The organism is Pirellulaceae bacterium, assembly GCA_029243025.1.
Classification (GTDB): Bacteria; Planctomycetota; Planctomycetia; order Pirellulales; family Pirellulaceae.
This window is the reverse complement of record JAQWSU010000052.1, coordinates 39,209-63,697: the sequence shown is the minus strand read 5'-3', so window position 1 is coordinate 63,697 and position 24,489 is coordinate 39,209. Positions and strand designations below refer to the sequence as shown.

Here is a 24,489-nt window from a genome sequence, read left to right as displayed (position 1 = left end):
TCGATGAATTCACTGTTGGCTCCTATGTGGGCTCACAGGATGGCACCGGCACGTTCAGTATCGAGGACGACGGCGCCACCTTGCACCTGACGGGCAACCTGTGGAAGCAGATCGCCTTCTCTTATACGATCAGGGAAAACACGGTCATCGAGTTCGATTTCAGCAGTGCGACGCAGGGCGAAATTCACTCCATTGGCTTTGATAATGATCTGAGTATCACTGCCGGTAGTGCGTTTACCTTCCACGTGTACGGCTCCCAGAACTGGGGGTGGCAAAACTAACGCGACTACGGCGGGGGGGGAAGGCAGTACGCACGACGCCATACCGGTGGGGCAGTTTTACACGGGCGCCATGCAGTACCTGTTTTTTGTGATGGACCACGATCGCGGCGCACAGAATGGCGAGAGCCGCTTCAGCAATATCCAGATTTATGAGAACTGAGCGTTCGGGATGACCCCTTGGGTGCAAATCGGTGCTTGGGTGCAAATCGGTGCGCTTTGCATACCCTGCCTGCCCACGCAGCTGTAGTTGAAGCCCCGGGATTGTATGAGATCTTTTTCGTAGACGTTAGTTCCTCTGGATAGCATCATTAAGACCAGTTGGGCCGACGGAGGCGCGGAACCTGGAGATCAACTCCGCAAAACATTGATTGCGTCAGGAGCGATGGTTCGGATTGCAGGAAGTTCGCGCTTGAATAGAATCTTTTCAGCACCGGAGTCGTTGATCATGATCACGCGCTCGCCGCTTGCACCCTGCTCGGAGAGCAGGGCCCGGATGGCCGCAAGCTTGTCGGTTGTCGAAACAATGTGATCAAAAAAATCCGGAAGACGGGTTCGACTGATCACAGTTCGTGGATCGACGTTACGCGTAACCAACGACTGTAGCTTGCCTGCCTGATTGAAGCGGTACAGCCATGCGACCATTTTGGGATCGACCACTTCGCCCGCATGCACCAAAGTATCATCGAGATCCCAAACAACCCAATCGAAGTCATCGACGTCGCCATTTAGGTCGAGACGGCGCGTAATTGTGGTGCTCGCCATTCGTCGTGGTGAGTCGATTTCCAATCCAGAAAAGGCGAGCACCGCCATTAGTGGAATGTTGATGCCTGCCAGCCTCGTTACGCCGGACGAGCCCCCTACACGCGCATTCACCTCCAGGAGCCTCGGTGTGCCCTCTCCGTCTTCGCGAAACTGAGCAAACCATGGACCAGCAAGCGGAAGCCTCTCTGCGATTGCCTGTACGTGGCGTTCGATCTCCAAATGTTCTAGACAGGTGGCTGCCTTCGCAATGCCGCCGCCATAGTTCAAGCGTTGACGCACACTGCAAGCCAGCAGCCGTCCATCGACTCCACTGATGCAGTCCACCGTGAATTCGTCCCCTGGTAAGTACTCCTGCACAAGCAGACCGGCAGCGACTGCCGTCTCGATGCTCGCAAGATCGTCAAGACGCACGGCCCCGAGAGACCCGCTCCCAATCTCCGGCTTTGCAAAAGCGGGAAGCTCCATCGATTTCGGGTTAAATGTGCGCGGGACTTGCACGACGTCGCGGACGGCGTCGTATACACGCGCCTTGGACAGCACTAGCTCGGCTAACTCGTGGCTTGGGCCGATTAGCTTGAAGGATTCGGTCCAGTCAGACATCTCGGCCACGACAGCGTCGACTGTGGGAAAAACGAAGTCGATGCTGTGATCTTTGCAGAATTTCCTCATCTCGCCGCGAAAGCCGGCCGAGCTGAGTGCGGGAAGCTCATGGTGTCGCTCACCCAGCAGCAGACGAGACGGGTCGGACAACAAGTCAAAACTCGAACCACCCCAAACCTCAATTCGCGGATGACAGCTCAGTGCATCGATAACTTCGAGTCCAGGTTCGTTGCAGCTAGGGAAGATCAGCACATGCATAAAACGTCTCACACAAGCAAGAGGCCCTAAGAACCAGTTAGGAAAGTCTTCATGTCCATGAAGTGCTTTTCGACACCAACCGTAGTTTCAGCCATGTTTATGCTATTTTCGCAGAAAAGTCAGTCATTGATTAAACCTGTTTATACTCGCCGATTGCAAATGTATATTTAAGAAATTCTCTCTGCATCGTTTTTTTCTCCCAGAGACAAGAGGGCATTTCTATGCACCGCAAAAAAACAGTGGCTAGATATTGACCTAGCCCCCCGATTTCGGTTCCAACCTGAACTGAGTAGGGTCCGTGTTCAAAGCAGGAGACGGATATTAAGAAGTGGTCTGCCGAGGAGCAGGTTATCGGGTTGCTGGAGGGGGTACATGCTGGAGTTTCGGCGAAGGAACTGTGCCGCAGACGCGGCTTTAGTACAGTCTATGACGAAGAGTCTGAAAACAACATACGAGCCACTGTTGAGGACGGTGATGTTGGTGGCCATACCCCTCAAGACTTTTGCACAAATATTTCCCACCCCCCGACAAACGGATATGCGCTTCGCAGGATAAGCCACGGGGATTTAAGCAAATAGGCAAACAACGTCCGGGCAGGATGTTCACTGAACGTTGTTTCAACAATAGATGGCTGAGAAGTGACAATCCGATAAGGTCCAGATGCACTGAGCTGTGAGAAATAGCCCTCCCAGAATCCTTGGCCCATATCGTGAAGATGGCCGGGGAACGTGAAGTCAAGTTTGAGTCCCACAGAATTCATTAGCCGCATGATCGGGACCACGAAGGGGGTTCGGACGTAAAGTACCCCGCCAGGCTTCAGCAAACAAAGCAATCGTTCGGTTTCGTCCTTGGCTTCGGGCAGGTGTTCGATGATGGCGCTGGCGATAATAATGTCGAAGGATTCGACCTGCTTATCGACCGCATCCAAAGAGGATTCATGTCGCATGGTGACGTGTTCGGAACTTTCGACGACTTCATCCTGGTATTCCACCACCGTCACTGTAGCGGATGGACGTACCGGGCTGATCAAGCCTTCCGCCATCTCCTTAGCAATTGTGCCGTCACCACCACCGAAATCGAGAATGGTTAAGGACCCCTCTCCCAATACCGGCCGAATCACCTTCGCTAAGTGGATGGCGAACCGCATTGTGTTGTGAAAGGTAACCTTTGAATGACCTCCCTCAGCATTGCCGGCCTGTTCGTAATAGCCTCCGTAATAATTCCTCAGCGCATCGACAGTCGGAATGCGCGAAGCGGTACAGACACCACAGGACGCGCACTTCATTAAATCCACCACTGGATCTCTCTGAAGGCGGCTGATGACACTCAACTGATCGGTAGAGTCACAGAAGAGGCAACACTCCTGCACTGGTCCCAGATCGATATCCGCAAGATGTTTGCTTGCGTGAAAAGTCGTCGCATTAAGCATCGCAATGTCCTAATGTCGTAACCGCCACCCGATCCAGCAGGCAGCATCAGATATCAATAATAGCCGAGAAACACTTCGAGAGTGCACTGGGACCTTGTTTGAGGCAAAATAACTCATGCGAATTTTGATCCACTGAGGACCTGGCGTTTTGGCCGTACTTTGAGTGGTTGTCAAACATTCGGCCTCAATTTTCGCCGCTCCATTTGAACGTTTTGCCAGATGGTACCGGCCCCAGACTCGAGTTGATGGATCCCGATGCAAAAAATTCACGCGGTGAGTCATGGTCCGCCAGCGATGAGGCAAGCCGTTCAAAGTGGCAAAATTACACGTCCCGCGGAACTCATACTTTCGCTGGGGTGTTCATGTTGGTGGTTCTCGAGCACATTCCGCAGCCGGACCGGGCGTGTCTGAGATTCTGCGTGTTCTTAAGCCGGGTGGAGTGTTGATCGGCTCAACACCATTCTTACTTGGGATTCATGATGCTCCGCATGATTATTTTCGATTTACCAGTCACGGATTGGACGATTTTTTTCATCAGTTTGAACAGGTGAGCCGCAACAGCCGGCGGCCGCTCGTGACTGGCAGTCCACGTCAGGTTCGGCTGGCGGCGTGTTTGTTTCCTTTGCTGCTGCTGGGCGCCGTGTTTCGTCTCTTTCCGCGGGACGATGCAACAACCGGGTACTTCTTTGTTCTTCGCGCACCGGCAGAGTAATGCGGGGTGGATCCGAAGAATAAGCACCGGATTCGCGAGCCGCGAAAGGTTCGAATCTGCCGGCGTGGCTCGGATCTGCTCGAGCGCTTCGAGCGCTTCGAGCGCTTCGAGCGCTTCGAGCGCTTCGAGCGCTTCGAGCGCTTCGGGCGCGGGGCGAACTGGGGACCGCCACGTAAGCCAGCACGATCGAGAGCGAGCACGAATTGCGGATTGCAGCAATCAGCCACGCCGATCCGAAACGTGCTATCACGACGCTCCTTCATTCGGCCAAATCGACACGTTCAAGATATTGCGAAGGTAGACGAACGAGGAGGCCCGTCGTCGATTCCAGGGAGGCAGGTCTCACCAGCGACCGTACGGCGGCGCGCCGGGGGAGGAGACCGAGCGTACCTTTGCATCGCACCGACGCGAAACAGCAGGCGCTGGCCGATCCTCCTAGGGACTGTGAGGTCATTGCGGGAACCCGGCGGAACGTCGCTCAGCGGGCGGTGGTACGACGACTGCCGCTGTTGCCGATGCCCGCGGACGCGCAGGGGTGCGGTCGTGGTCTTGTGAGCCCCCACATGCAGCCGCTAAACGCGTATCGGCGGCTGCGCGTTCATGCGCGAACTGTCAGAGCAGGTCATGCACGCAGCGCTTCAGCTTGGCGAGCGTACTCTTTCAGAAAGGCCTGGGCCGACTCTAGTTCATAGGTTCCATCAAAGATTCGGCGTTGACAGGGTAATCGATCGGCGATCGGCAGGAGACGTGTTTCGTAGGCTTTGGCGTGGAACTTGACGCCAACCTCACAGACATAAGGAACGCCGGTTTTCGAACAGATCACAAGATCATGAGCGAAAAACCCGGGCCCCAGGGCACGCCCCAGACGCGCGGCGAGATCGATCAGGGCTTCCAGCCGGCGTTCTACGAGATGTCCGTAAAGGTATTCGACCAAGTCCGGATCGAGCGGTATGTCCGCGCCGTGCACAGCGGGACTCTCCGTGGCGCGGCGTGCGCCGATGTTGCAATGCAGGAGAGTTCCTCCCACGCAGAGGAGGCGGACCGTCGTAAAGTATTCCCGCCCCTTGTAGGCCACCCGCGTGTCGATGAACTCGGTATTGTAGCGGGACGGTTCGAATTCTTCGGACACCACGGCTCCCGAGCTGGAGACAGCATTGCTGAACACGCGCGCAGCTTCATCTGCGGACTGCAGTTGCCGGGGCACGGCAATGCCGGCTTGCGCCAAATGTATATTGGTCAAATCCTTTCGCGAGATCAGGTTGCCCAACGCAATGTCGTTGAACACAACGCCCCGATGCATGGCGCCCATGGCCTCTTGGACCGCGTGGCGAAAGATCTTGGCGTTTTCGACTATTTCTTCATTATAGATATGGACGAGGCAGGAGTCCTCTCTGGCGACCGCCGCAAGCTCTCTTGGCGTCGAGACGAAAAAGGTCGAGAACCCCGTCGCATTCAACGTGCTGCAGAACACCGGAAAGAACCGCTTCGGAGTCACCTTGCCTGCCCCCGAAAACGAGCGCTTGCCAAAGGCGCAGAACACCACGCGAGCCTTTTCGTTCTCGACGGCCTTGTCGAGGATCGGCGCGGCGCTGGGCTTCGACGGCCGGAACCTGCGTATCACTCGGTCGAAGAAACGTGTCATGAAAGGTTCTCGTTGCGGAGTAATGGCCTATCCACGGAGAAGCGGTCGTGCATCGGAAGAATAAGCCTCGGATTCGCTAGGCGCGAAAGGTTCGAATCTGGTTTCAGGTGTTGCGAATGCCTGTTTATACATGATGCAGTTCCAAATGACGAGAAGCACCGCGACTGCAAGGATGGAATACTGCACTACGGAAGAGAAACCAACCTCCTTGTGCAAGTGGGCTTCTGTGACAGATCCAACCGCGATCCCTGCGAGCATGTAGATTATCAAGAGCGTCTTCGTGGACATGAGCAATTCACTTGCTGGCTAACGTCTATGATCAGCCGGTTGGGGCGATTGACTCACATTCGCAAACTGGGGGCCGACCACAACTCGGCTGCATCATTTTGTTAGATGAGAACATCAGGTAACCGAACATACCAATTGAGGAATGCTACAAATGGCCTGACACAAATCGCCTGGATCAACAGCCCGCAGAACGATGCGATGAAGAACCAAACAAGCGACAAAGCCAGTGTGGATACTGTTGTAACCAAATTGTCGTGCGGGACAGCAAGAACTTGACTTGCGCTCCACCAGCCCGTGAATACAAGAGGCAGGAGACTCATCCATCGCACTTGCGAAAATGCAAGAATGCGAGAGAGAAGGATAGTTTTGGATTTAAGTGAATCAATCGCAATGTCGGATAGTTGAGATTTGGTGTGAAACATGTCGAGAAAGCGTTGGCGTGCGTCGTCGAGGCTCAGTGAATCGTCGCAGCTGATATCATGTGAGCGAAATGAGTTTAGGTCATACTGGTGCAGAATGGTGTCGCGTGATCTCAACAGATCACGCCACCCAAGCAAAAAGACCCGGGAGTGACAATGGTGAGCTCGGCGGTGTGGGTGTTTGTTGAGATGTTTCGGGCGTAGCCGCGTCCATAATCCGTAAGGCTCGGACTTGTGTCATCGAACGACCAGCGTCACCGGTCGGCAACTCCGGTGCATGCGTTTGTTATGCCGCTAGTTCAGGGTCAACCGAAGATTTCGGCATGTGTATCAGTGAATGCGATCCCGTCCATCGAGTTCACGATTACGCTGTGACCCCAAAACATGTTTTCGTCATCGTAAAAAAAGTCGAGCATGTTTCCGGTCACGTTGATGGCGTGAAGAGTCAATTTGTTTATGAATTCGTCTGGCGTCAACTTCGGATTGGAAACAGCTTTCAGCGTGCCATCTTACTCATAGGGATTACCTCAGGCTCTAGAACCCGCAGGGCATTCCTGGCGATGTCATGTCGTGATGCTGGATCAGGACGACGAGGAATTCGGTAGAAGGGACATCGCGGGCAGGAGATCGTCGGGCACCGCTTTCGTCAACTCCTCGAACCAGCGTATGCACTTTTCGAGGCCGACCGTGTTGTCGATGCTGTTGGAGTCGTATCGAATCACGACGATGTCACCCGTGAATTCGATCGCACAGTCCATGGTGATCTGGTTCAAGTAATCGATGGTGGATTGATCCAGGTAGTCATAGGCGGATTTCGGATCCGTGCTCATGACGATCCAGCTCTTGTTGAATTCCGTTGACTCGAACTCGACCTTGTGCCGGTTGCTGGGCCATGGGATCTTCGAAACAAGGCTCGCGGATTTTGACGACATGATCGTGATGTCGGGACATTTATTCGGATGGTGTGCGACCAGATAGTCGTCGTCTCCCTCCCCCTCATCGGTGTTCTGCTTTACGATGGAGCAAAGGACGACTCGGGAATCCCCATCTCCTCGGTGATACAGGTCACCCGAGTAGGCGGGATCCCGACTCCATAGATGGGATGAACCAAGCCCGGCCTGGAACGATTCCATGATCGAATCGGCCTGACTCAGGTTGCTTTTGACCCAGCCATTGCGCTGGGCCCAATTCTTCATCTCTTTCGAGCGTTGAATACTGAACTTCAGTGCGAAGTAGCACAACGGTGGACCGATCAGGAATCCGATCGGGAACCATGCGATTCCACCCAGGATGAATCCCACGACACAGGCAATGATGGTCTGGCCACGGGTCAAGGTCACGGATTTTGTGGAATCGATGAACGTCTTTTCCGTGCTCTGCAGAAGATCGTCGTCTCTTTTCATGACTGGCTGCTCAATATTTTCATGGGTTTGAGAAGGTCATCTGGAACCGCTTCCGAGAAGTGTTCGACCCATCTCATGGGTGTCTCACGACCGGCAACTCACAGAATTCACCCGCCCGCGGCACGCAACAAACAACACCAAAGAAATCTTTAACGTTGATGAGAGGCACGCTGGTGCGGGTCGGGTGGAATGATTTGTTGCTCGCATCGTTGTTTTCCAAACAACTCCGTGAATAGAGGCATCAGCCAAAAGTCACACAGCGGTCTTTGTCGTAGGGGGCCAGGGCGAACCTATCGCTGTTCGATCATTGAATAGGTACATTGAGATCGTTTCCATGATCTTGGCCTGATTGGTCGGCTCATGAAATCCAACATCGCTCAATTTCTGAAGGTACGTCCTGAAGTCATGGAACACCCTCTTGCCTGCGCCGGCGTGGAAGCGAATTTGATGCCATGAAAACTCCGGCCTGTATCCGAAGTAGGATAGCCCCAACAATTCTCGCGTGAGGACACGGGGACCACCCCAAGGAAAGAAGAACATCCTTTTCTGGGAATTGAGGAATGATTTCCACGCAATAATCAATGCCGGCGTATCTCCAAATCTGGTGGCGACGACCGCAGTTTTGTTCGCTTTTGCGCCATTCATGGCATTCCAATCCGCTTGCTCTGCAGGAGTCAAACCCAGGGCGAAGTCCTGACCTGCAGTGATTGCACCCAGAATCAGTGAGTCGTTCAGGATGGGGGTCCAACCTTTTTCGCTCAGGATGCTTTCGACGACGGTGACTGGCGCAGGCGATCGGTCTGGATTGCGCGAACTTGGATGGGGATTCATCGCCCGCTGATCACGCCTAGTCTGCTCTTCGCGAACCCATCTTTCGGTTTCATTGTCCTGAATTTCGTTTGCCGCCGACACCCCGAAATTCCGCACATAAGTCTCATCCAAGCGAATTTCTGTTCCGCCCAGCACAGTCAGCTTCAGGGCATTCCTCGCTGTGGCTGCACACAATGTGTATGCGAATCCGATGAATCTCGTCATGACGGCTTCGTTATTCCAACTTTCGTTCCAGTTGCCGACCCAGGCGTTGTCCTGTCGATATTGGACTTTTAAGTCAAATAACTGGTTCGTGAACTGTCGCACAGACAGCATGCGGACCTCCAGATCTTTGGTTACTGTGTAGTTGCCCAACGTCCGGGTTCACCGGGCCGCGGCGAACGACATTGTTTTCAAGACCCGCGCGGCCCGCGGCTTGACTCATAGGGATTTTGATCCACTGAGGGTCTGCATTTTGGCCGTACTTTGAGCGGTTGTCAAACATTCGGCCTCAATTTTCGCCGCCCCATTTGTCCCGTGACAATCGTGCGGTTCGAGTTTGGTGGAGCGGGGTTCAAATCGCTATCGAGTCATCCGAACTCGCTTGGATTTGAAGATAGTGTGACTTTCAGGCGACCCGTGGCGCGCACCGATTACGAGTCCGGGTTGACGGCGGCTAAAATGTCGCAAAACCGTTTACAGGAACTCGGGGTCGAGGACCAACTGTAACTCGCGTGATGCCTGCGTCTCGCGACACTGGGATTCGCGACACTGGGATTCGAGGAACTCGCCATCGGGAACCAACTCGAATTCGCTCGGTGGTGTCGGCTTGAGAAGGTCATCTGGAACCGCTTCCGAGAAGTGTTCGACCCATCTCATGGGTGTCTCACGACCGGCAACTCATAGGAACTTCCTTTATCGGCGGCTACGACATTCACCCAAGGGTAGGCAGAGACAGGATCGGTGCTTTGAGATAAGATCCCGTAGGGTGCTCTATTCCTGCCGCTTCGGCAGTTTGTCGGACGAGTTGAACAGTACTTCGCCCACGTGAAACTGCCACTCGTAATCGATATCGAATGCTTCGAGTTCATCCAATTCGAAAAGTGAGAGGTCCCCCGGTCGATCCATGTCACCCATCCAGATACCCTGACCAATCCGATCGAGGCGGCCGGCATACAGGCAATGCGCGGCCTCGTAATACGGCGCCACCAACTTGGTATCCATGGCAGCCCCCTGGCCGGGCGACTCCGAGGCCAGGGTTCCGTCCAGGTGCCAGGTGTAGTTGCGCTTTTTCATTACGCCAAACAGGCCATCACTTTCATTGCGGGCATATTGCAAAACGAAGCGGTCAATCGTGTCGATGGTCAACAGGGGATTACAGGCGTTGATCAGCACGGCGTACTTGAAGGGAAGCTTGTCCCACCATTCATACAGCAATGTCAGGGGAACGCCTTCCGCCTGGGCGGATGCAAGGCTCCTGTGGAAGATGTTCACGCCATATCGATGGCCAATGGCGAGCAATTCGGGTTCGTGTACCGCCAGGTAGAGTTGCTCTGCACCAAATACGGTGGAAGTAGTCATTTTCGTGACCGCGATGTCCAACAAGGTGGTGCCTGCGAATGGCCGGATCATTTTGTTGGGAACCCGCTCAGATTCAAGTCGTGCCTGAACGATGACTGCAATGTCGTCAAGATGTTTCATGTTGTCTTACCAATCGCGACAGGGTGTCATCCATGGTAATCCGACTGTCGCGCTGGACCAACCGACAAAAAATTTCGAATAGGTTATCTGCGTTGTGGTGGGTTCCATCTCCCTCGCGTTGTCGCAGGCCACCGTGAGGGCCGGGGTACCCATCATAGTCGTTTTCTCGATTGAAGGTGATGCCGGTGACATGGAGTTCACTGAGGTCGCAGTCCAGCAATTCACAAATGGCAAAAAAACCCGTGTTGACCACTCCCCGGGGCTTCTCTCCCATCCTGGCGAGATAGCGCATGGTCCTGCCATGGTGAAAGTCGGTTTGCGGAACCTTGTGCTCTCGGCACGCCGAGCTAATCGACGAATATTGATTGGGTAAGCCGGGTGGGTCAACCTCGGTGTCGCCGCTCCAGATCTTCCACCACCACCAGTGCAGGCTCTGGCCATTTACGTGCGGCATCAGCCGGACATGGAGAATATCTGCAAATCCTTCCGCCTGGCCGATGTGCTCAGAATGAATCACCTCGTTACACACGTGATACCAGATCTCGCAGCGTGCCCCAGTGTGTGCCTGCCGTTTGCTATCCACGGGCCAGGTATTGTTCAGGCGCACGATTACGTCGTAGGATTCCACGGCAGAACGATTGAGAAGTTCAATGGATTTCGAAGGACCGGCAATACACACTTTCCTGCCGCGAAGAATGTTCTCCAACTCCGCCGGTGGCCGTCCCGGGAAGAAGCGGAAAAACCAGCGGTCCGCCCAGACGACTGCTCGCAGCAACAGGCGCAGCGGTAACGGAGCTCCGTTGGGAAATCTTTGGGGCCAGGCATAGATCAGCTGGAGTGAAGTCTTGCCCCTCAGTAACCTCATTTGCGGAAATCCCGGAAGTGCCCCCCCCAGGGATCATTGAAGGCGGGAACCAGGGGCGCCAGTTTCCGTTTCAGGCGCCGCAGTGGACCGGGCAGGCTGAGCCCGATCATGATGACGTCGCGATGACCTGTACGGCAGTAATTCCCTTTGTGAGGAATATTGCTTTTGAAAATGATGGTGGTGCCGGCTGGCCCCGTCACCTTGTGACCATGTCCCGGATTCGCAATGCGCGTATCCCTCCAGCTCAGGGAAGAATCCGGTGGGTGATATTGAACGGGGGTGAGATACTCGAACGGTCCATTGTCTTCGCCCACATCGGTAAGGTAGATCAGTATTTTGAATGCGTCCGGGGGGTAATTATCGGCGTGCCAGAGCTCGGATATCCAGGCGCCTTTGGCCGGCGTCTTTTTACCGCGGTCTGATGACTGTTGTGTTTCCAGCAGGCGAAATACGGTCAATTCAATCACCTGGGCTTCGTAGCTGTTGGCGATTTTCGCAATATCCGTTTCAAGGAATGTGGTGTCACCCAGGCTTTTTCTCACGCCGCGCTCATCGGAATCGTCTGGCGCCTGTTGGTCCAGCTTTGCCTTGATGAAAGCGCCATGCCTGCGCATCAACGCGTGGTGTTTGTCGCTGATGTGAACCTCCTCGAGTTCCTTCAGCTCCGAGGGTAGCCTTTCCGGGCTGCGGTAGCGTAACCAGCGGCGTGCGAAGTGGAGAATACGGAGAACCATCAGCTGTTTTGTCTCGTCGGGGTAGCGGCGAACTGATTACTCATCGGGATTTTGATCCACTGAGGGCCTGCATTTTGGCCGTGCGTTGAGCGGTTGTCAAACATTCGGCCTCGATGTTTGTACAGCAACTGCTCGATTTCTCTCATTGAATTCGGTCGAAGCCCAGCATGATTTATTTCAATCTGAGAGTACGTTATCATCTTTAATGATAATTCAAGCCGATGTGCTCTGGGCGTAAGCTTTCAACGATGGATAACCCCTTTCACTCACCAGAAGCCGACACACACCGGCCGCAGCGTTCCTCGCCCCCCCCGCAGACTTCGCGTGGAACGCTTGTCATCTTCTGGCCACCCATTGTGTATGCGATCGCATTTCTTCTCAGCGAAATAGGCATTCGAGATTTTTACAACCCCGGTGGGTGGGGAGGGGGACTTGGACTTTGGATCCTGGGCAATCTCTTCTGTTTTTGGCTGCTGCCTCCGCTGGCCTTGTTGCAACTCGCATTGGGCATCTGGAAAGTATGCACGAAACGTGTTTCAGGCCAGCTTCATGTTTATTCGTTTCTGATTGTCTTCTTTCTGACGCTCGCCTACTTGGGGTGGGTCTCTATGGGGAATTTTCCCACGGTGTAGGCACACCTGATTAACGGACAAACTCTTGATTCGTCAGCGATCCTAGGGCATTGAATCGATGTTGAGAAAGCCAGTCGTCGTGATTGAATAGAACCTGCTCGTTCGAAAAAGGTTTCGAGCGTTGCCGTGTGAATATCTTCTGGGATTGGACCGATCGGGTATTCCGTGAGCGAAGGAATCCGTCGAATGCATCCCGCCATTGATTCTAGAGATTACAAACCATTCAGCCGATTCGACCTGGACAGCTCATTGGCCAGGTCCAGTTTTGGGTTTCAACCGGCAATTACATGAGAGGAAGGTATGAAATTGATTAGTGTGGGAAAAGAACGAGCATGTTAAATACCGCTTTTTCCGATTGGCCTTCGTAGACTCAGGAAGAGGTGAATGCTGTGACTCATAGGCATTACCGGTGGCAACGACTGGAAGTGCAGCGAGTGGAAGTGCAGCGACGGGTATTTCTTATGGCCTCACTAAAATAGGCGACACATCCTCTGCCTCCGCCAGTCTCTTCCTGCTTTATATACGCGGCGAGCAAAAAGTCTTTGGCTCAGAACAGCGACCTCCAGACGGATGTAGGTCCATGAGCAACAGAAACCTCAACAGTCGACTCTATGCCCGGTCCCGTTCCGCTTTCGCCGTCTTTATGTAGCCATGGACTCAGTCACACCACACGGCGGACAACCGGAATACGCCTCAACTGGTGACTCACTCCAAACGAGAGCACGATCCCAAGAACGGATCCAAGCAACCAGCTGACCCAATCGTTCAAGTCAACTAGCGAGATCACACCCATGACAAAAACAAGCAACAGCGAGTGGATGATGTAGGCCCCGTAGCTGTCGACGCCAGCTTGAGCAAGCCAATGACCCCCCAGTGCTTCATGGCGCTGCTTCCAGACAAGTAGATAGGCCATCACGCCCCAGCCAACGAAAGGGTTTAAGGCCGCTTTTAGCACGTCAAACCTGGCTACCTGTTTGGCGAGATCACCCTTCAGAGCCTTAAGATCAGCAACGCTGACGGTTCGATTTATTTCACTTGCTGCCTGTTTGGCGAGGTCACCCTGCAGAGCCAGCACCAACACAATGCCAAGCACGACGAGGGAAAGAAAAACGGACACACGGAACCAGCGGACGGCAAACTGGACATCGATACGCTCTAGCCAGCGGTGTGAAGCCGCCTTGCAGCCAACGGCGAACAAGAAGCCGTAGGTGAAGGAATGTGCCCCCTGGATACCTAAGCCATCTAGGGGAGACCGGGTCAGTGCCCTCCAGAGCCAGGTTTGCTGACCCATTAACACCTCCAGCAAAGCCAGCACCACCGCGCTGATCACCCAGTAGCGAACACCCGGTAGTGCCACGCTGTCGTCAACTTCGAATTCATAGCTGCGCAGAGCAACAAAGACACAATAGAGCAGTTCAAATCCAAACAGCATCACCAGGTACCACAAGACGGTGATGTGATTGAACGGAAATTCAGCCCATGATTTCCATTTGAATACGCTGGTTGGAAAGACGTCCCCGACCAGGAAAGTGAGATTGTTGATCAGTAGCAGGCCAAAAAGAAAAGGGAGACCAATCCGCAACAAGCGATCCTTGAGGTAACCCTTGATTCCTTTTTTATGCACGGAGCGTGGTGTGAAATAGCCTGCCATCAGGAAAAGTATGCACATGCCAAACGAATTAAGGAACCAATATGAAAAATCATTGATCGCTTGAAAGATAGGACCGGGTTCCTGACTGACAACAACACCAAACCACCCCCACGTTGTGAAAGCAAGGCCGGCGTGGTGCAAAATTACCAGAGCAATGATGATCGCTCTGATCTGATCAAAAAAGAGAATGTGGCGACGTGAAATGGTCTGAACTCCGGGCGGATGGAAATTTCAGAGGGCCATTCTACACACTGGGCCACGACCGGTACAGTTCACAGAGGGGGGACAGGGGCTTCCCTAGGTGGGCGGCGGTACACCAACAGGTGTTTGGCGAAGGTCGCGGGTGGCGCTTGGCAACGTGAGGCGGCGAAGCGCGGTCTGATCGCGTTTACGCATAGGTTGTGCGCACCTTACATGTAGGTCTCAGTTCGTTCGGTTCTTGGCTAGACGCAGAACGGGGGGATGTGTGGTGCAAGGTTCATTTTTCTAACGGTTGCTTTCCGGTCATCAAGAAATGGTGCAACTTGGTCGATCCACTTATGATTAATAGTTATCCGTCCAAAAACACTGCAATTACACCGAACCATTGATGAAGTTGCCAAGAGGTGTCGCTGGCGAACAGCAAACCGAAAAGTAGTTCATTCGGAAATGGAAATCGAATTGGAGTTGGTGTCGCAATCGGTGTCGCAATCGGTGTCGCGATGGGTGCGGCATACGGAGCATCATCGGGAAACATGGCACAGAGCGTAGCAATGGGAACGGCGTTCGGAGCGATCTTTGACTTCAGCCAACGTAGAAGATCAAAGGTGAGCAATCTCCGAATGTAACAATTAGGGGTGGATAACCAAGCGGTGAACGGGAGCCGCCGATCACGCGGATTTTGAAATCATAGTTTTTTTGTGACGGCTCCGTTACCGCTGTCGTTATTCCGCTTCCCCAACTACGGCAGTACTCTACGTGAGCTTGGCAAGGCCGCTACAATAGAATCTAGATCCTTCCGTTAAACATGTACCATCGCCCATGAACTTCATCAATCCAGTCTCAAACCACTGGCAGCCAGAGGACTTCAACTTATCACACTCAGTGCTTTCGCCTTCGATTCTGCACATTACTGAAACAGTCTGCCTCCTTGAATCTCGATGCGATGACTATGCGGACTACTTGCGGGCAATCTTTCGCGACCGAGAATCGCGTTGGAACATCGCCATCGACCAATGGAACACCGAGGAATGCCAACATGGCGTGATGTTGCGGCGTTTGTCCGAATCAGTAGATTCCTCATTCAATTTTCCTAATTCGATTTCGCACTACGAGGGAATCGTTACTTACCACGCGCCCACCGGGGAGTCTGTGCGTGGCTCGGTGGCTGCCGAAATGGTATCGAGGTGTGTCGTCGAGGCTCTGGCCAGCACGCTTTACAGAGTTCTCGCTGACGCAACTACGGATCCGTCCGGAACGAACGTCTATTCTGCACTTGCCCAAGATGAAGCACGTCACTTTGGGATGTTTTTGAAGATGTTGGAAACAGAATCTGAGAACCAAAACGTTGGGTTTTACACTCGCATCAAATTCGCGTTCCAACGGATGCTGGAACTTGAGGACTCCCAGATTATCGTCGCATCTTGTGTCGTCGCTGGCCGGTCGAAACAAACGATCAGGCTCCGACGCGAGGCCAACGAATATCTGGCAGGCCTATACGCACTCTATCGTTGGAGGCATCTGCGAAATGCGTCGAAAATGCTTCTGCACACAGTAGGAATTCGGCCGCGTCGTTTGCCGCTGTTTGCTGCTACGCTTGTCCTTTGGTCAGGCGTTCGGCTCCGCGGATTCTGGGCAAACGTGTCGCGTCGCATCTTCCCGCCCTAACCCACCGCAAGTAACGTAATTCTAGCCCTTTTGAAATGTTGAAATATGCGGAATAACAATGTGATGCACGCGAAGCCGGACTTGCGGGGGGGGCAAATCGCTATCGAGCGATCCGATCTCGCTCGGATTTGAAGCTAGTGTGACTTTCAGGCGACCCGTGGCGCGCCCCGATTACGAGTCCGGGTTGACGGCGGCTAAAATGTCGCCAAACCGTTTACAGGAACTCGGGGTCGAGGACCAACTGTAACTTGCGTGATGGCTGCGTCTCGCGAAACTCGTCATCGGGAACCAACTCGAATTCGCTCCGTGGTGTCGGCAGCGGTTGTTTGGCCGCCAGAGGCGCTCGCGGCGCGGCATGGGTGCGAATGAAACCTTGCCATAGACCGCAGTGGCGGAGTATTCGCTGAATGACATCCGTTTCGAAAAACTCGGCGTAGATACGCAAAAAGGCCGGCGTCGTCTGACACCAGCTTTTTGATGAGCGTTTATAACCCTGCGGTCTTCCAGTTTCGCTACTGGAAAAACAAGTGGCGGGGACAGGATTCGAACCTGCGACCTCGAGGTTATGAGGCGGATCGGTCGGTCCCGAATCAACTCTAAAAAACAAGTGCTGTGGCGCGATGATAACCGCTTTTCGACCCAGTGCAAGGTGTCGCATTCATGTGCACTTTTGAGCGTGTTTAGGCAACATCGCGCATTTCGTTGAGGCGCAACTGTACATAAGATTCGTAGAATCGACGAACGGCTTTTCTTTGTAGGAGTCTTTGGACATCCTCGTTGTTTTCAGCCGTGGTTTGCAATTGTTTTAAGGTCACACCCTCAGCTGTTTTCCAGTCTTTCCTGCCGTCAGTGCTGCGCCCCAGGATGACACCAGCAGCCGTTGATGGCGAAGGAAATACGTGGTCTTCAGCGAACAGGCTCTGATCGTCTTGGGCTTGAACAACACCTTGCTCGATCAAGTTTTTTCGGAGCGTTGAGATGTGTTGATGAATCGATATCGTCTCTCCGGACACCATTTCTGAACCGGCCATCACTACAAATCCCTTCGCGTCTTCGTAACCCGACGCCCTGACGCGTCGTCGGACCATGCGAGGCGAGTTGCGGAATAGGAGGCCTCGGGGAAGTGATTGCGAATCTAAAGGCCTAGACTGTATCCATAGCGTTTCAGCTACCGTTGTACCTGACGGACGCGGCCACCGGTGCCGAGCGAGTAAGCGGAGCCTGCGACTGGAGATGCCAAGCAGCTTTGCGTTGTTGGCCCTGAGTCTGTTGGCACTGTTGGGCTGCCGGTCGTCAAAACAAAATGCGAAGTCGTACCGGCTGTTACTGGCGAACGACTTGCTCCTGCGGGACGGCGAGAGCGGTGAGTCCTTCCGGCTCTCAGTAGCTAAGATCATATCACTTGCTACCACCGTTTCGACGTTGCCGAAATCCGTCTAGCCGAAGCCCCGCGAAAGCTAGCCGTCTTCGGCAGCCAGAGTTGATGCCAGCAAGGCAACGAATCGCAGTGTTCTCATGATATCCTCGCAAGAGCTTGCAGATGCTGGATTCAGGACCGGATAAGCCTAGTTGCAGACAACCCGGCATTGCTCGAGTGCTTAACGCGGCCTACTCGGCGAAAGTCCGCCAATGAAAACCCCGGGGATATTCAAACGCGTCTACGCTTTGTCAGTAAGAAGAGCCCGGCGAGCGTCAGCAACGCAAAGCTGCTCGGCTCCGGTACCGCATTAACTACCGCCTCTTGCTCGTAGCGTCCACCTGCCGAGTCGATGCCTCCAGAAAAAGCAACGATCAGATCGGCCGTATCGAAATCGCCATCGCTATTCCAGTCGCCTTCGGTCCAGTAAGAGTTCCCAGCAATATCGTCCTCGTACTTCCCAGACGCCAGAACCTGCACAAGGTCGCTGCTGTTGAACTTGCCGTCCAGGTTCGCGTCCCCATAGAAAATGACCGACAGCGTGTTTCCAGCTTCGGCAGCAAACCCATTCAGTTCGTCGGTATAACTTTTGTACAGGCCTTCGTCGACCGTTAGATTGCTGAGACTACCAATATTGAGTAGCCCTGAAAGGTTCGCAGGTTGATCACCGGAAAACCGAAGCCCAACCAGCGACACATTGGACAATGAATGCGTTTTGGAAAGAATGACGCGCAGAGACCGGTCGCTCAGCAGTGCATCGTCAAGCAACAAGCTGGCCACGGGAGCATCCGATCGGAGAAATCCCAGACTTTGCAAACTAGCTTGAGTCAAATTCAGTTCGGTGATTTGGTTGCCGTAAAGGTAAAGCATTTTCAAGCTGCTCAGCCCCTCGAAGCTACCGGGCTCGATGCTCGTGATTTGGTTGCTGCCGAATTCAAGCTCCGTCAAGCTGCTCAGCCCCTCGAAGCTACCGGCCTCGATGCTCGTGATTTGGTTGTTGCCAAGGTAAAGCGTCGTCAGGCTGCTCAGCCCCTCGAAGTCACCGGCTTCGATGCTCGTGATTGGGTTGTTGCGAAGGTTAAGGTTCTTCAAGCTGCTCAGCCCCTCGAAGTCACCCGGCTCGATGCTCGTGATTTGGTTGCCGAAAAGGATAAGACTCGTCAGGCTGCTCAGCCCCTCGAAGTCACCGGCCTCGATACTCGTGATTTGGTTGTTGCCAAGGTAAAGCGTCGTCAGGCTGCTCAGCCCCCCGAAGTCACCCGGCTCGATGCTCGTGATTTGGTTGCGGTCAAGGCTAAGACTCGTCAAGCTGCTCAGCCCCTCGAAGTCACCGGCCTCAATACTCGTGATTTGGTTCTCGGAAAGGCCAAGCGTCTTCAAGCTGCTCAGCTCTTCGAAGTCACCGGCCTCGATGCTCGTGATTTGGTTGCGGTCAAGGCTAAGACTCGTCAAGCTGCTCAGCCCCTCGAAGTCACCCGCTTCGATGCTCGTGATTTGGTTGCTGGGAAGGCTAAGCTGGGTCAAGCTGCTCAGCCCCTCGAAGCTACCGGGCTCAATTTTCGTGAGTTGGTTGCGGCCAAGGCTAAGACTCGTCAAGCTGCTCAGCCCGTGGAAGGTGCCGGCTTCGATGTTCGTGATTCGGTTGCCATTCAGCCCAAGCGACGTCAAGCTGCTCAGCCCCTGGAAGGTGGCGGCCTCGATGCTCGTGATTTGGTTGCGGTCAAGGCTAAGACTCGTCAAGCTACTCAGCCCTTCGAAGCTACCGGGCTCAATGCTCGTGATTTGGTTGTTCACAAGGTAAAGCCCCGTCAAGCTGCTCAGCCCCTCGAAGTCACCCGCTTCGATGCTCGTGATTTGGTTCTCGGAAAGGGGAAGGTGCTGCAACAAGCTGCTCAGCTGACTTGCACCATCTAGATCCTAAACGCCAGAATCAGCGTAATCACTTGAGAAAGCATCGGGATCAAACCCCGGCACATCCATCAAGTCCAATAAACCATCGCCATCGGTATCGACGGCCATGGCGACAGGCGACACAGATAGAAAGATGGCAAGTGCAAATAGTGATCTCATCGGTTCCCCCTCGTCCCGTTGAAGTGTGTAGCACGTCCGCCAGTAAACCATCTTGGCAAAGTTCTGTACAGCAAATCGTCTGTTAGGGCCTTCAGGTACACCGTCGAGAATGTGTACCTGAGATCGCCATTTTGGCCACATCTCCGCAGAAGGCCAATTTGAGCCTTTTGCACTAGTGTAGAAGTATTCATCGGCTCACATTGCTGGCTACTCCCGGGCACGTCACTGCGACTCAGAGCGGTTCTGGTCGATCGCCTATGTCCAACCTTTTCGACGGGGACTTTCAAGGCCAGAGTCGTCGCCCCTTTGTGGAGAGAGCAAGGGAAGGCCAATTGGAGGTGGGTACTCCGATGACTTTTGGGCGTGTGCCGACCGCCCTACCCGGCCTTTTCCCGTCAGTGCAGGTTTGGCCGGAGCTTTCGTTGAGACGATTGAGCAGCTTTTGCGTCAGGTCGGGGGCGACGTTGGGCTTAGCCTAACTCTCTGGCAATTTGCCTTGCCAACCGGTCGTTTCGTTCGGCATAAACCTCAGTGATGTTCGCGGTTTTGTGGCCCAGTACCACTTGGGCTGCTTCGATGCCGTATTGTTCGCGAATTTCGGTGGCGGCCGTGTGCCGAAGTCGGTTGGGTGACCATTTATCGACCCCCGCTTGTTGGCAGGCGTGATGGATGGCACGGCGATAAGAATTCGTCGTATAGCTTTCGCCAGCTTTTCGTTTTGGCGACGGTTTGCGATTGCTACCAGGACGATTGCCACAGGATGCGGGTGTCTTTCGTTGGGAATTAGCTTTAGCGCGGCGGTCAGCTTCGCTTTTGGCTGGTGAGAAGCAGAAGCGTTGCGGGTCTGACAGGTAAGGCCGCAGGATGTCCTGTGCCCGGGGGCCGATGGGGATAATACGCGATTGGTTGTGGTGTTGGTTTTTGTGATCGGCGACGTGGTAGCTCCAGACTTCTCCTTTTGAGTGAATGTGGCAGGGTTTTAAGGAGCAAATTTCGCCGGGGCGTGATCCGGTCAAACGTTGGAAGCGAACCCTATCGGCCACGACCCGCGGCAAATGGGGAAGTGTTTGGTTGATCGTCTCATCGTCAACGATTTGGACGGGTGGCCGATCAAAGGCTCTGGTCCTGCCTTTTTTGAGACCGGCGACCATTGCCAGGGCGTGTGGCGCGTCTGCGGGGATTAATTCTTCGGAGGCAGCCCAACGGAAAGCGCGTGTGATCCGGCTAATTTGCTTGTTGATATAACCGCGCGACCAATCCTTTTGGATCATTTGTTCGCGTACTGCTTTGAGAGCTAGGGGGCCAAAGTCGTGGACAGGCTGTCGACCGTACAGTTCACACATGAGGCGAAGCGCCTCGACGATACAGCCGACTTCACGCGTGGGTTTCCCGTGCTTGCGGTAGTATTGTTTTGCGTGGCGTTGAAAGGCGGCAGCCATTTCGACGACGGAAATCGTTTGGGTTTCATGGGGTCGGACGGGTTGCCGGCCGATGAGCAGCCATTCGGCGATGAGCCGATCGTACTCACGTTTGCTATCGGGGCTACCGAAGTGGCCCAGGTAGTGGGTTTTACCTGAGAGTGTGACAATGGCATGTTTGCCATTGCTGTGCCGACGATACTTCGGCATAGCGGCGGAGAGTTTCGGCATGCTGCGAGCTCCAAAAAGACACGTGTCGTTTTGCACGTGTCTTCCGAGCCGCACTGCCGACCGCCGGCAGGTAACCTAAAGTGAGGTTTCGGCGGTAATTAAAAAAAGTGGCGGGGACAGGATTCGAACCTGCGACCTCGAGGTTATGAGCCTCGCGAGCTACCGGGCTGCTCCACCCCGCGTCGTGATTTGGCCCATTGTAACTCATCTCTGTTTTCCGGAAAGGGGCCATTCCCGAAGTGAATAATGCAGATCGTCACACAAGGTCGAAACTCTTGACCCTTTTCTCCGGCAACTCCTATTATTCAACATGAAAAGGCTAGTTTTCGTCCTCCTAACCTACTTCCGGAAAAAGAGTTGTTGCTTGATGCAATGGGGGGACCGACTTAGACTGTAGTGGAGCGATGCTGCTCACTGGAATCAGATTGGAACGATGATTTCGCCGCGGTCCGTGTCGTCGAATTGCGGTTGGATCGGTCAGGCTCGGGTAAATTCGCTCGATTGATTGCGAGGCAAAATATGGATTCTCGACGGGATTCGTCGACCCTGTCGCCTTCGTCGGGCGTCACGCCTCCTCCGTTGGAGCCTTCTGCCGGAGCCCAAGCGGGTTCCCCGGGGGTATCCCCCCCCGTGCCGGGTAAGCCCCAAGGAACACCGGTCGGTGCAGTCCCATCGGAAGTTGGGCAGCGCCCACTTCCCGATCGACCCGCTGATCCACATGAACTGGTGATCCAGACTGAATCAGATTTGTCGGATCCTGAGGGGGCGCGGATGGAGCCAGATGATCCGGTTCGCCAAAATCTGGTTAACGCCACCCCACCCTGGTTGATCAGCCTGTTATTGCACATGGCGATGTTGCTCGTGATGGGGCTAATCTTACTGCCGACGGTGGCTCCGAAAGCGCTTCAGATCAGTGCTCAATTCGCCGATGAGTTTGGCGAGCAATTGGAAGAGGATTCCATTCGCGTGGCCCTGGATGACGAGGAATCTCTGGAGCAAGTATTGACTCCGGATGATTTGCCGGAGGTCGATCAGCCTTTAGTCGCTCCGGCGGAGGTGCAACTGGATCCCTTGGGGTTGAACTCGACCAGCGATTTAATTGCTCCTCATATTGGCGTCGCGTTGACCGGTCGCGAACCGGGCATGAAAAAAGCCCTGTTGGCCGCTTACGGCGGTAACGCAATGACGGAGGAAGCCGTCACGATGGGGCTCGAATGGCTTAAGAAAAATCAATTGCCGGATGGCAGCTGGTCGTTGGCGGGCCCTTATTCCGATGGCGGCTACAACGAGAATCCAACCGCTGCAACGGCCATGGCGTTGCTCGCTTTCCTCGGAGCTGGAAACACTCACAAGGCGGGCAATTTTAAAGCGGTTGTCAAACGGGGTAGTGATGCCTTATTGAAAATGCAAAATAAGGAAGGTGATTTCTTCAAGGGAAACGTTGCTCACCATCGCTTGTACAGTCAAGCTCAGGCGATGATCGCCATTTGCGAGCTCTACGGCATGACGAAGGATTCTCGCTTGCGCGAACCGGCTCAGCTCTCGGTCGACTATGCCGTTAAGACTCAAGATTCACTCGGCGGCTGGCGTTATCGCCCGGGGTTCGACAGTGATACATCGGTTACCGGTTGGTTTGTAATGGGGCTGCAAAGCGCCATGATGGCGGGGCTTGAGGTGCCCAGTGAGACGCTGGAGCGAATTAGCGGTTATCTCGATCGCGTTGTCGCGGCAGATGGGGCCCGCTATGGCTACCAACCCGGTAACGACGCGACCTATCCGATGACCGCCGAGGCGCTGCTCTGTCGGCAATATCTAGGGTGGGAAAAGGATGATCCACGTCTCCAAAACGGTGTGGAAATTATCGGCGACGAGCCGATGAATATGCAGCAACGAAACGTGTATTACTGGTACTACGCGACGCAGGTGCTCCATCACATGGGAGGGGATGCCTGGGATAGTTGGAACCGTGTGATGCGGAAGGAATTACCCGCAACGCAGACACGAGCTGGCGCGGAAAGAGGCAGTTGGTCTCCAGTCGATGATCAATGGGGCACCCACGGAGGACGGCTTTATGTCACCTGCCTTAGCCTCTACATGTTAGAGGTCTACTACCGTCATCTACCGATCTATCAGTAATTCTCAGCTGCATCATTCGATTGAGACGGGTCAATTCCCCGCTGTCGCAGCGCCTCGTAAAGCACAATGGCCACGCTGTTGGATAAATTGAGGCTCCGCACATTCGAGGACATCGGGATCTGAAGCGTGCGACGTTCGTCCTGTTCAATCAAACTCGGCGGAAGCCCTTTGGTTTCACTGCCGAAAACCAGATAGTCCCCACGTTGATAGGCAGCATCGGTGTAGCATCGTCGGCCACGTTTTGAAAAATACCAAATCCGTTCCGGGGCGACGTCAGCCGCCAACGCTTCCCAGTTCGAGACGTCCGACCAGTTTAAGTGTTGCCAATAATCCAATCCCGAGCGTCGCAAATTGCGATCGTCCAGTCGGAACGCCGTCGGCCGGACAATCCAGAGCTTGGAGTTGGTCGCGACGCACGTGCGGCCAATGTTTCCCGTGTTCTGCGGGATCTCGGGCTCATGAAGAACGACGTTGAAGAGTGGTTCAATCAAGCTTGAGGCTCGCGTTGGAAGACGCTGACTGAAATTGAAATCCTCATAACGCGCCTCCTGTCAGCGTCGTCAAGTCGCATCGTGGGCGCTGTGGTTCCTTGGCAGTGAATGACTGAGTCAGACGCTTGGGAAGATGCGGCTCGTGGTGAAAGCGGCAAGGGTGCCACAGCTATTGGCCGCCATGTCCCAGAGTTCAAACGCACGGCCGGGCACAAACAGTTGCCCAAATTCCAGCGCGACCCCAAGGGCGGTCAACGATAGAAGCAATCCAATTTGGTTGGTTCGACGCCGAAAGGCTGCGATCGCGAGAAGACCAACAAAAGCGTAGGCGACGAAATGCAGCAACTTGTCATTCATGCTTGGAATGCCGCCACCGTTGGATGGCTGTAATGATCCAATTGTCAAAGCGACGATGGAGATTGCCAGGATCGGGCGAATAACGTTTCGCAATGGTTGCATCAGTTGAGACTTCTCCAGATTTTCACGGTCGTTGACCTAAATGTTGACGTGTTTCTTCTCCGCATGCAACTCTGTCAAATTATCGAAACAGAAATGCGGCCGGCACTCTTCCATTTATCGGCTGTACATCCGTTCGCCATTTGTATTTTCGCTTGTACCGTTTCTTTGTTCCGAGTTCATCGGTGACGCCATTGCTGGCGGCCTGTCTGCAGGT

Annotated in this window: 23 protein-coding genes and 1 tRNA gene; 3 read left to right on the top strand and 21 right to left on the bottom strand. The window is 54.2% G+C overall.

Translation table 11 applies throughout. The features are described 5' to 3' along the window. Positions 1–32: 32 nt before the first annotated feature. The 11 genes from P8N76_25610 to P8N76_25560 form a co-directional block, all read right to left on the bottom strand. Entirely contained in the window at positions 33–245 is a 213-nt protein-coding gene (locus tag P8N76_25610; protein MDG2385074.1) for a hypothetical protein, read from the bottom strand. Between the two features lie 384 nt (positions 246–629). Continuing rightward, entirely contained in the window at positions 630–1,901 is a 1,272-nt protein-coding gene (locus P8N76_25605) for an ATP-grasp domain-containing protein (protein MDG2385073.1), read from the bottom strand. 493 nt (positions 1,902–2,394) lie between these two features. Continuing rightward, on the bottom strand, positions 2,395–3,330 hold the full coding sequence (locus tag P8N76_25600; GenBank protein ID MDG2385072.1) for a methyltransferase domain-containing protein: 936 nt from the start codon (positions 3,328–3,330) through the stop codon (positions 2,395–2,397). A 463-nt stretch (positions 3,331–3,793) separates the two neighbouring features. Beyond that, positions 3,794–4,261 carry a hypothetical protein gene (locus P8N76_25595; GenBank protein MDG2385071.1) on the bottom strand — a complete coding sequence of 156 codons (468 nt, stop codon included), beginning with the start codon at positions 4,259–4,261 and terminating at the stop codon, positions 3,794–3,796. Positions 4,262–4,664: 403 nt separating this feature from the next. After that, positions 4,665–5,684 carry a hypothetical protein gene (locus P8N76_25590; GenBank protein MDG2385070.1) on the bottom strand — a complete coding sequence of 340 codons (1,020 nt, stop codon included), beginning with the start codon at positions 5,682–5,684 and terminating at the stop codon, positions 4,665–4,667. Positions 5,685–6,972: 1,288 nt separating this feature from the next. Continuing rightward, the gene (locus tag P8N76_25585) at positions 6,973–7,794 is read right to left on the bottom strand and encodes a DUF3137 domain-containing protein (GenBank protein ID MDG2385069.1); all 822 of its coding nucleotides are present in this window, start codon (positions 7,792–7,794) and stop codon (positions 6,973–6,975) included. Between the two features lie 252 nt (positions 7,795–8,046). Continuing rightward, on the bottom strand, positions 8,047–8,940 hold the full coding sequence (locus P8N76_25580; GenBank protein MDG2385068.1) for a hypothetical protein: 894 nt from the start codon (positions 8,938–8,940) through the stop codon (positions 8,047–8,049). 360 nt (positions 8,941–9,300) lie between these two features. Continuing rightward, complete coding sequence (locus tag P8N76_25575) at positions 9,301–9,483, bottom strand: hypothetical protein (protein MDG2385067.1); 183 nt, start codon at positions 9,481–9,483, stop codon at positions 9,301–9,303. A gap of 114 nt (positions 9,484–9,597) precedes the next feature. Beyond that, complete coding sequence (locus tag P8N76_25570) at positions 9,598–10,305, bottom strand: hypothetical protein (GenBank protein MDG2385066.1); 708 nt, start codon at positions 10,303–10,305, stop codon at positions 9,598–9,600. Further along, on the bottom strand, positions 10,292–11,170 hold the full coding sequence (locus P8N76_25565; protein ID MDG2385065.1) for a hypothetical protein: 879 nt from the start codon (positions 11,168–11,170) through the stop codon (positions 10,292–10,294). Before P8N76_25565 ends, P8N76_25570 begins: the two co-directional genes overlap by 14 nt. Beyond that, a complete protein-coding gene (locus P8N76_25560) occupies positions 11,167–11,904 on the bottom strand; it encodes a hypothetical protein (GenBank protein ID MDG2385064.1) in 738 nt (245 codons plus the stop codon). The genes P8N76_25565 and P8N76_25560 overlap by 4 nt, the downstream gene beginning before the upstream one ends. Positions 11,905–12,152: 248 nt before the next feature. On the opposite strand from P8N76_25560, the gene P8N76_25555 reads away from it, so the two are divergent. Beyond that, positions 12,153–12,536: a hypothetical protein gene (locus tag P8N76_25555; protein MDG2385063.1), complete on the top strand. Its 384-nt coding sequence runs from the start codon at positions 12,153–12,155 to the stop codon at positions 12,534–12,536. 661 nt (positions 12,537–13,197) lie between these two features. Here the strand turns inward: P8N76_25555 and P8N76_25550 are convergent. Both P8N76_25550 and P8N76_25545 read right to left on the bottom strand, forming a co-directional pair. After that, entirely contained in the window at positions 13,198–14,358 is a 1,161-nt protein-coding gene (locus P8N76_25550; GenBank protein ID MDG2385062.1) for an acyltransferase, read from the bottom strand. Between the two features lie 379 nt (positions 14,359–14,737). After that, positions 14,738–14,923, bottom strand: coding sequence for a hypothetical protein (locus tag P8N76_25545; protein MDG2385061.1), 186 nt, complete (start codon positions 14,921–14,923; stop codon positions 14,738–14,740). Positions 14,924–15,207: 284 nt separating this feature from the next. On the opposite strand from P8N76_25545, the gene P8N76_25540 reads away from it, so the two are divergent. After that, positions 15,208–16,053: a hypothetical protein gene (locus P8N76_25540; GenBank protein ID MDG2385060.1), complete on the top strand. Its 846-nt coding sequence runs from the start codon at positions 15,208–15,210 to the stop codon at positions 16,051–16,053. A 214-nt stretch (positions 16,054–16,267) separates the two neighbouring features. On the opposite strand, the gene P8N76_25535 is transcribed toward P8N76_25540, so the two are convergent. From P8N76_25535 to P8N76_25510, 6 genes are all read right to left on the bottom strand, one after another. Next, positions 16,268–16,711: a hypothetical protein gene (locus P8N76_25535; protein MDG2385059.1), complete on the bottom strand. Its 444-nt coding sequence runs from the start codon at positions 16,709–16,711 to the stop codon at positions 16,268–16,270. 22 nt (positions 16,712–16,733) lie between these two features. Next, complete coding sequence (locus tag P8N76_25530) at positions 16,734–17,084, bottom strand: DUF4357 domain-containing protein (GenBank protein MDG2385058.1); 351 nt, start codon at positions 17,082–17,084, stop codon at positions 16,734–16,736. A gap of 617 nt (positions 17,085–17,701) precedes the next feature. Continuing rightward, positions 17,702–19,354 (bottom strand): leucine-rich repeat domain-containing protein, encoded by a 1,653-nt coding sequence (locus tag P8N76_25525; GenBank protein ID MDG2385057.1) that lies wholly within the window; start codon positions 19,352–19,354, stop codon positions 17,702–17,704. Positions 19,355–19,387: 33 nt separating this feature from the next. Continuing rightward, positions 19,388–19,540: a hypothetical protein gene (locus tag P8N76_25520; GenBank protein ID MDG2385056.1), complete on the bottom strand. Its 153-nt coding sequence runs from the start codon at positions 19,538–19,540 to the stop codon at positions 19,388–19,390. A 470-nt stretch (positions 19,541–20,010) separates the two neighbouring features. Beyond that, positions 20,011–21,189, bottom strand: a complete 1,179-nt coding sequence (locus P8N76_25515) for a site-specific integrase (protein MDG2385055.1) — start codon at positions 21,187–21,189, stop codon at positions 20,011–20,013. Positions 21,190–21,297: 108 nt separating this feature from the next. Continuing rightward, a tRNA-Met gene (locus P8N76_25510) sits at positions 21,298–21,371 on the bottom strand. A 337-nt stretch (positions 21,372–21,708) separates the two neighbouring features. On the opposite strand from P8N76_25510, the gene P8N76_25505 reads away from it, so the two are divergent. After that, positions 21,709–23,325, top strand: a complete 1,617-nt coding sequence (locus P8N76_25505; GenBank protein ID MDG2385054.1) for a squalene--hopene cyclase — start codon at positions 21,709–21,711, stop codon at positions 23,323–23,325. Here P8N76_25505 and P8N76_25500 read toward each other — a convergent pair. Continuing rightward, the gene (locus tag P8N76_25500; GenBank protein ID MDG2385053.1) at positions 23,319–23,816 is read right to left on the bottom strand and encodes a tRNA (cytidine(34)-2'-O)-methyltransferase; all 498 of its coding nucleotides are present in this window, start codon (positions 23,814–23,816) and stop codon (positions 23,319–23,321) included. The two genes, P8N76_25505 and P8N76_25500, sit on opposite strands and share 7 nt — an antisense overlap. A gap of 117 nt (positions 23,817–23,933) precedes the next feature. Then, entirely contained in the window at positions 23,934–24,275 is a 342-nt protein-coding gene (locus tag P8N76_25495) for a VanZ family protein (GenBank protein MDG2385052.1), read from the bottom strand. Positions 24,276–24,489 lie beyond the last annotated feature (214 nt).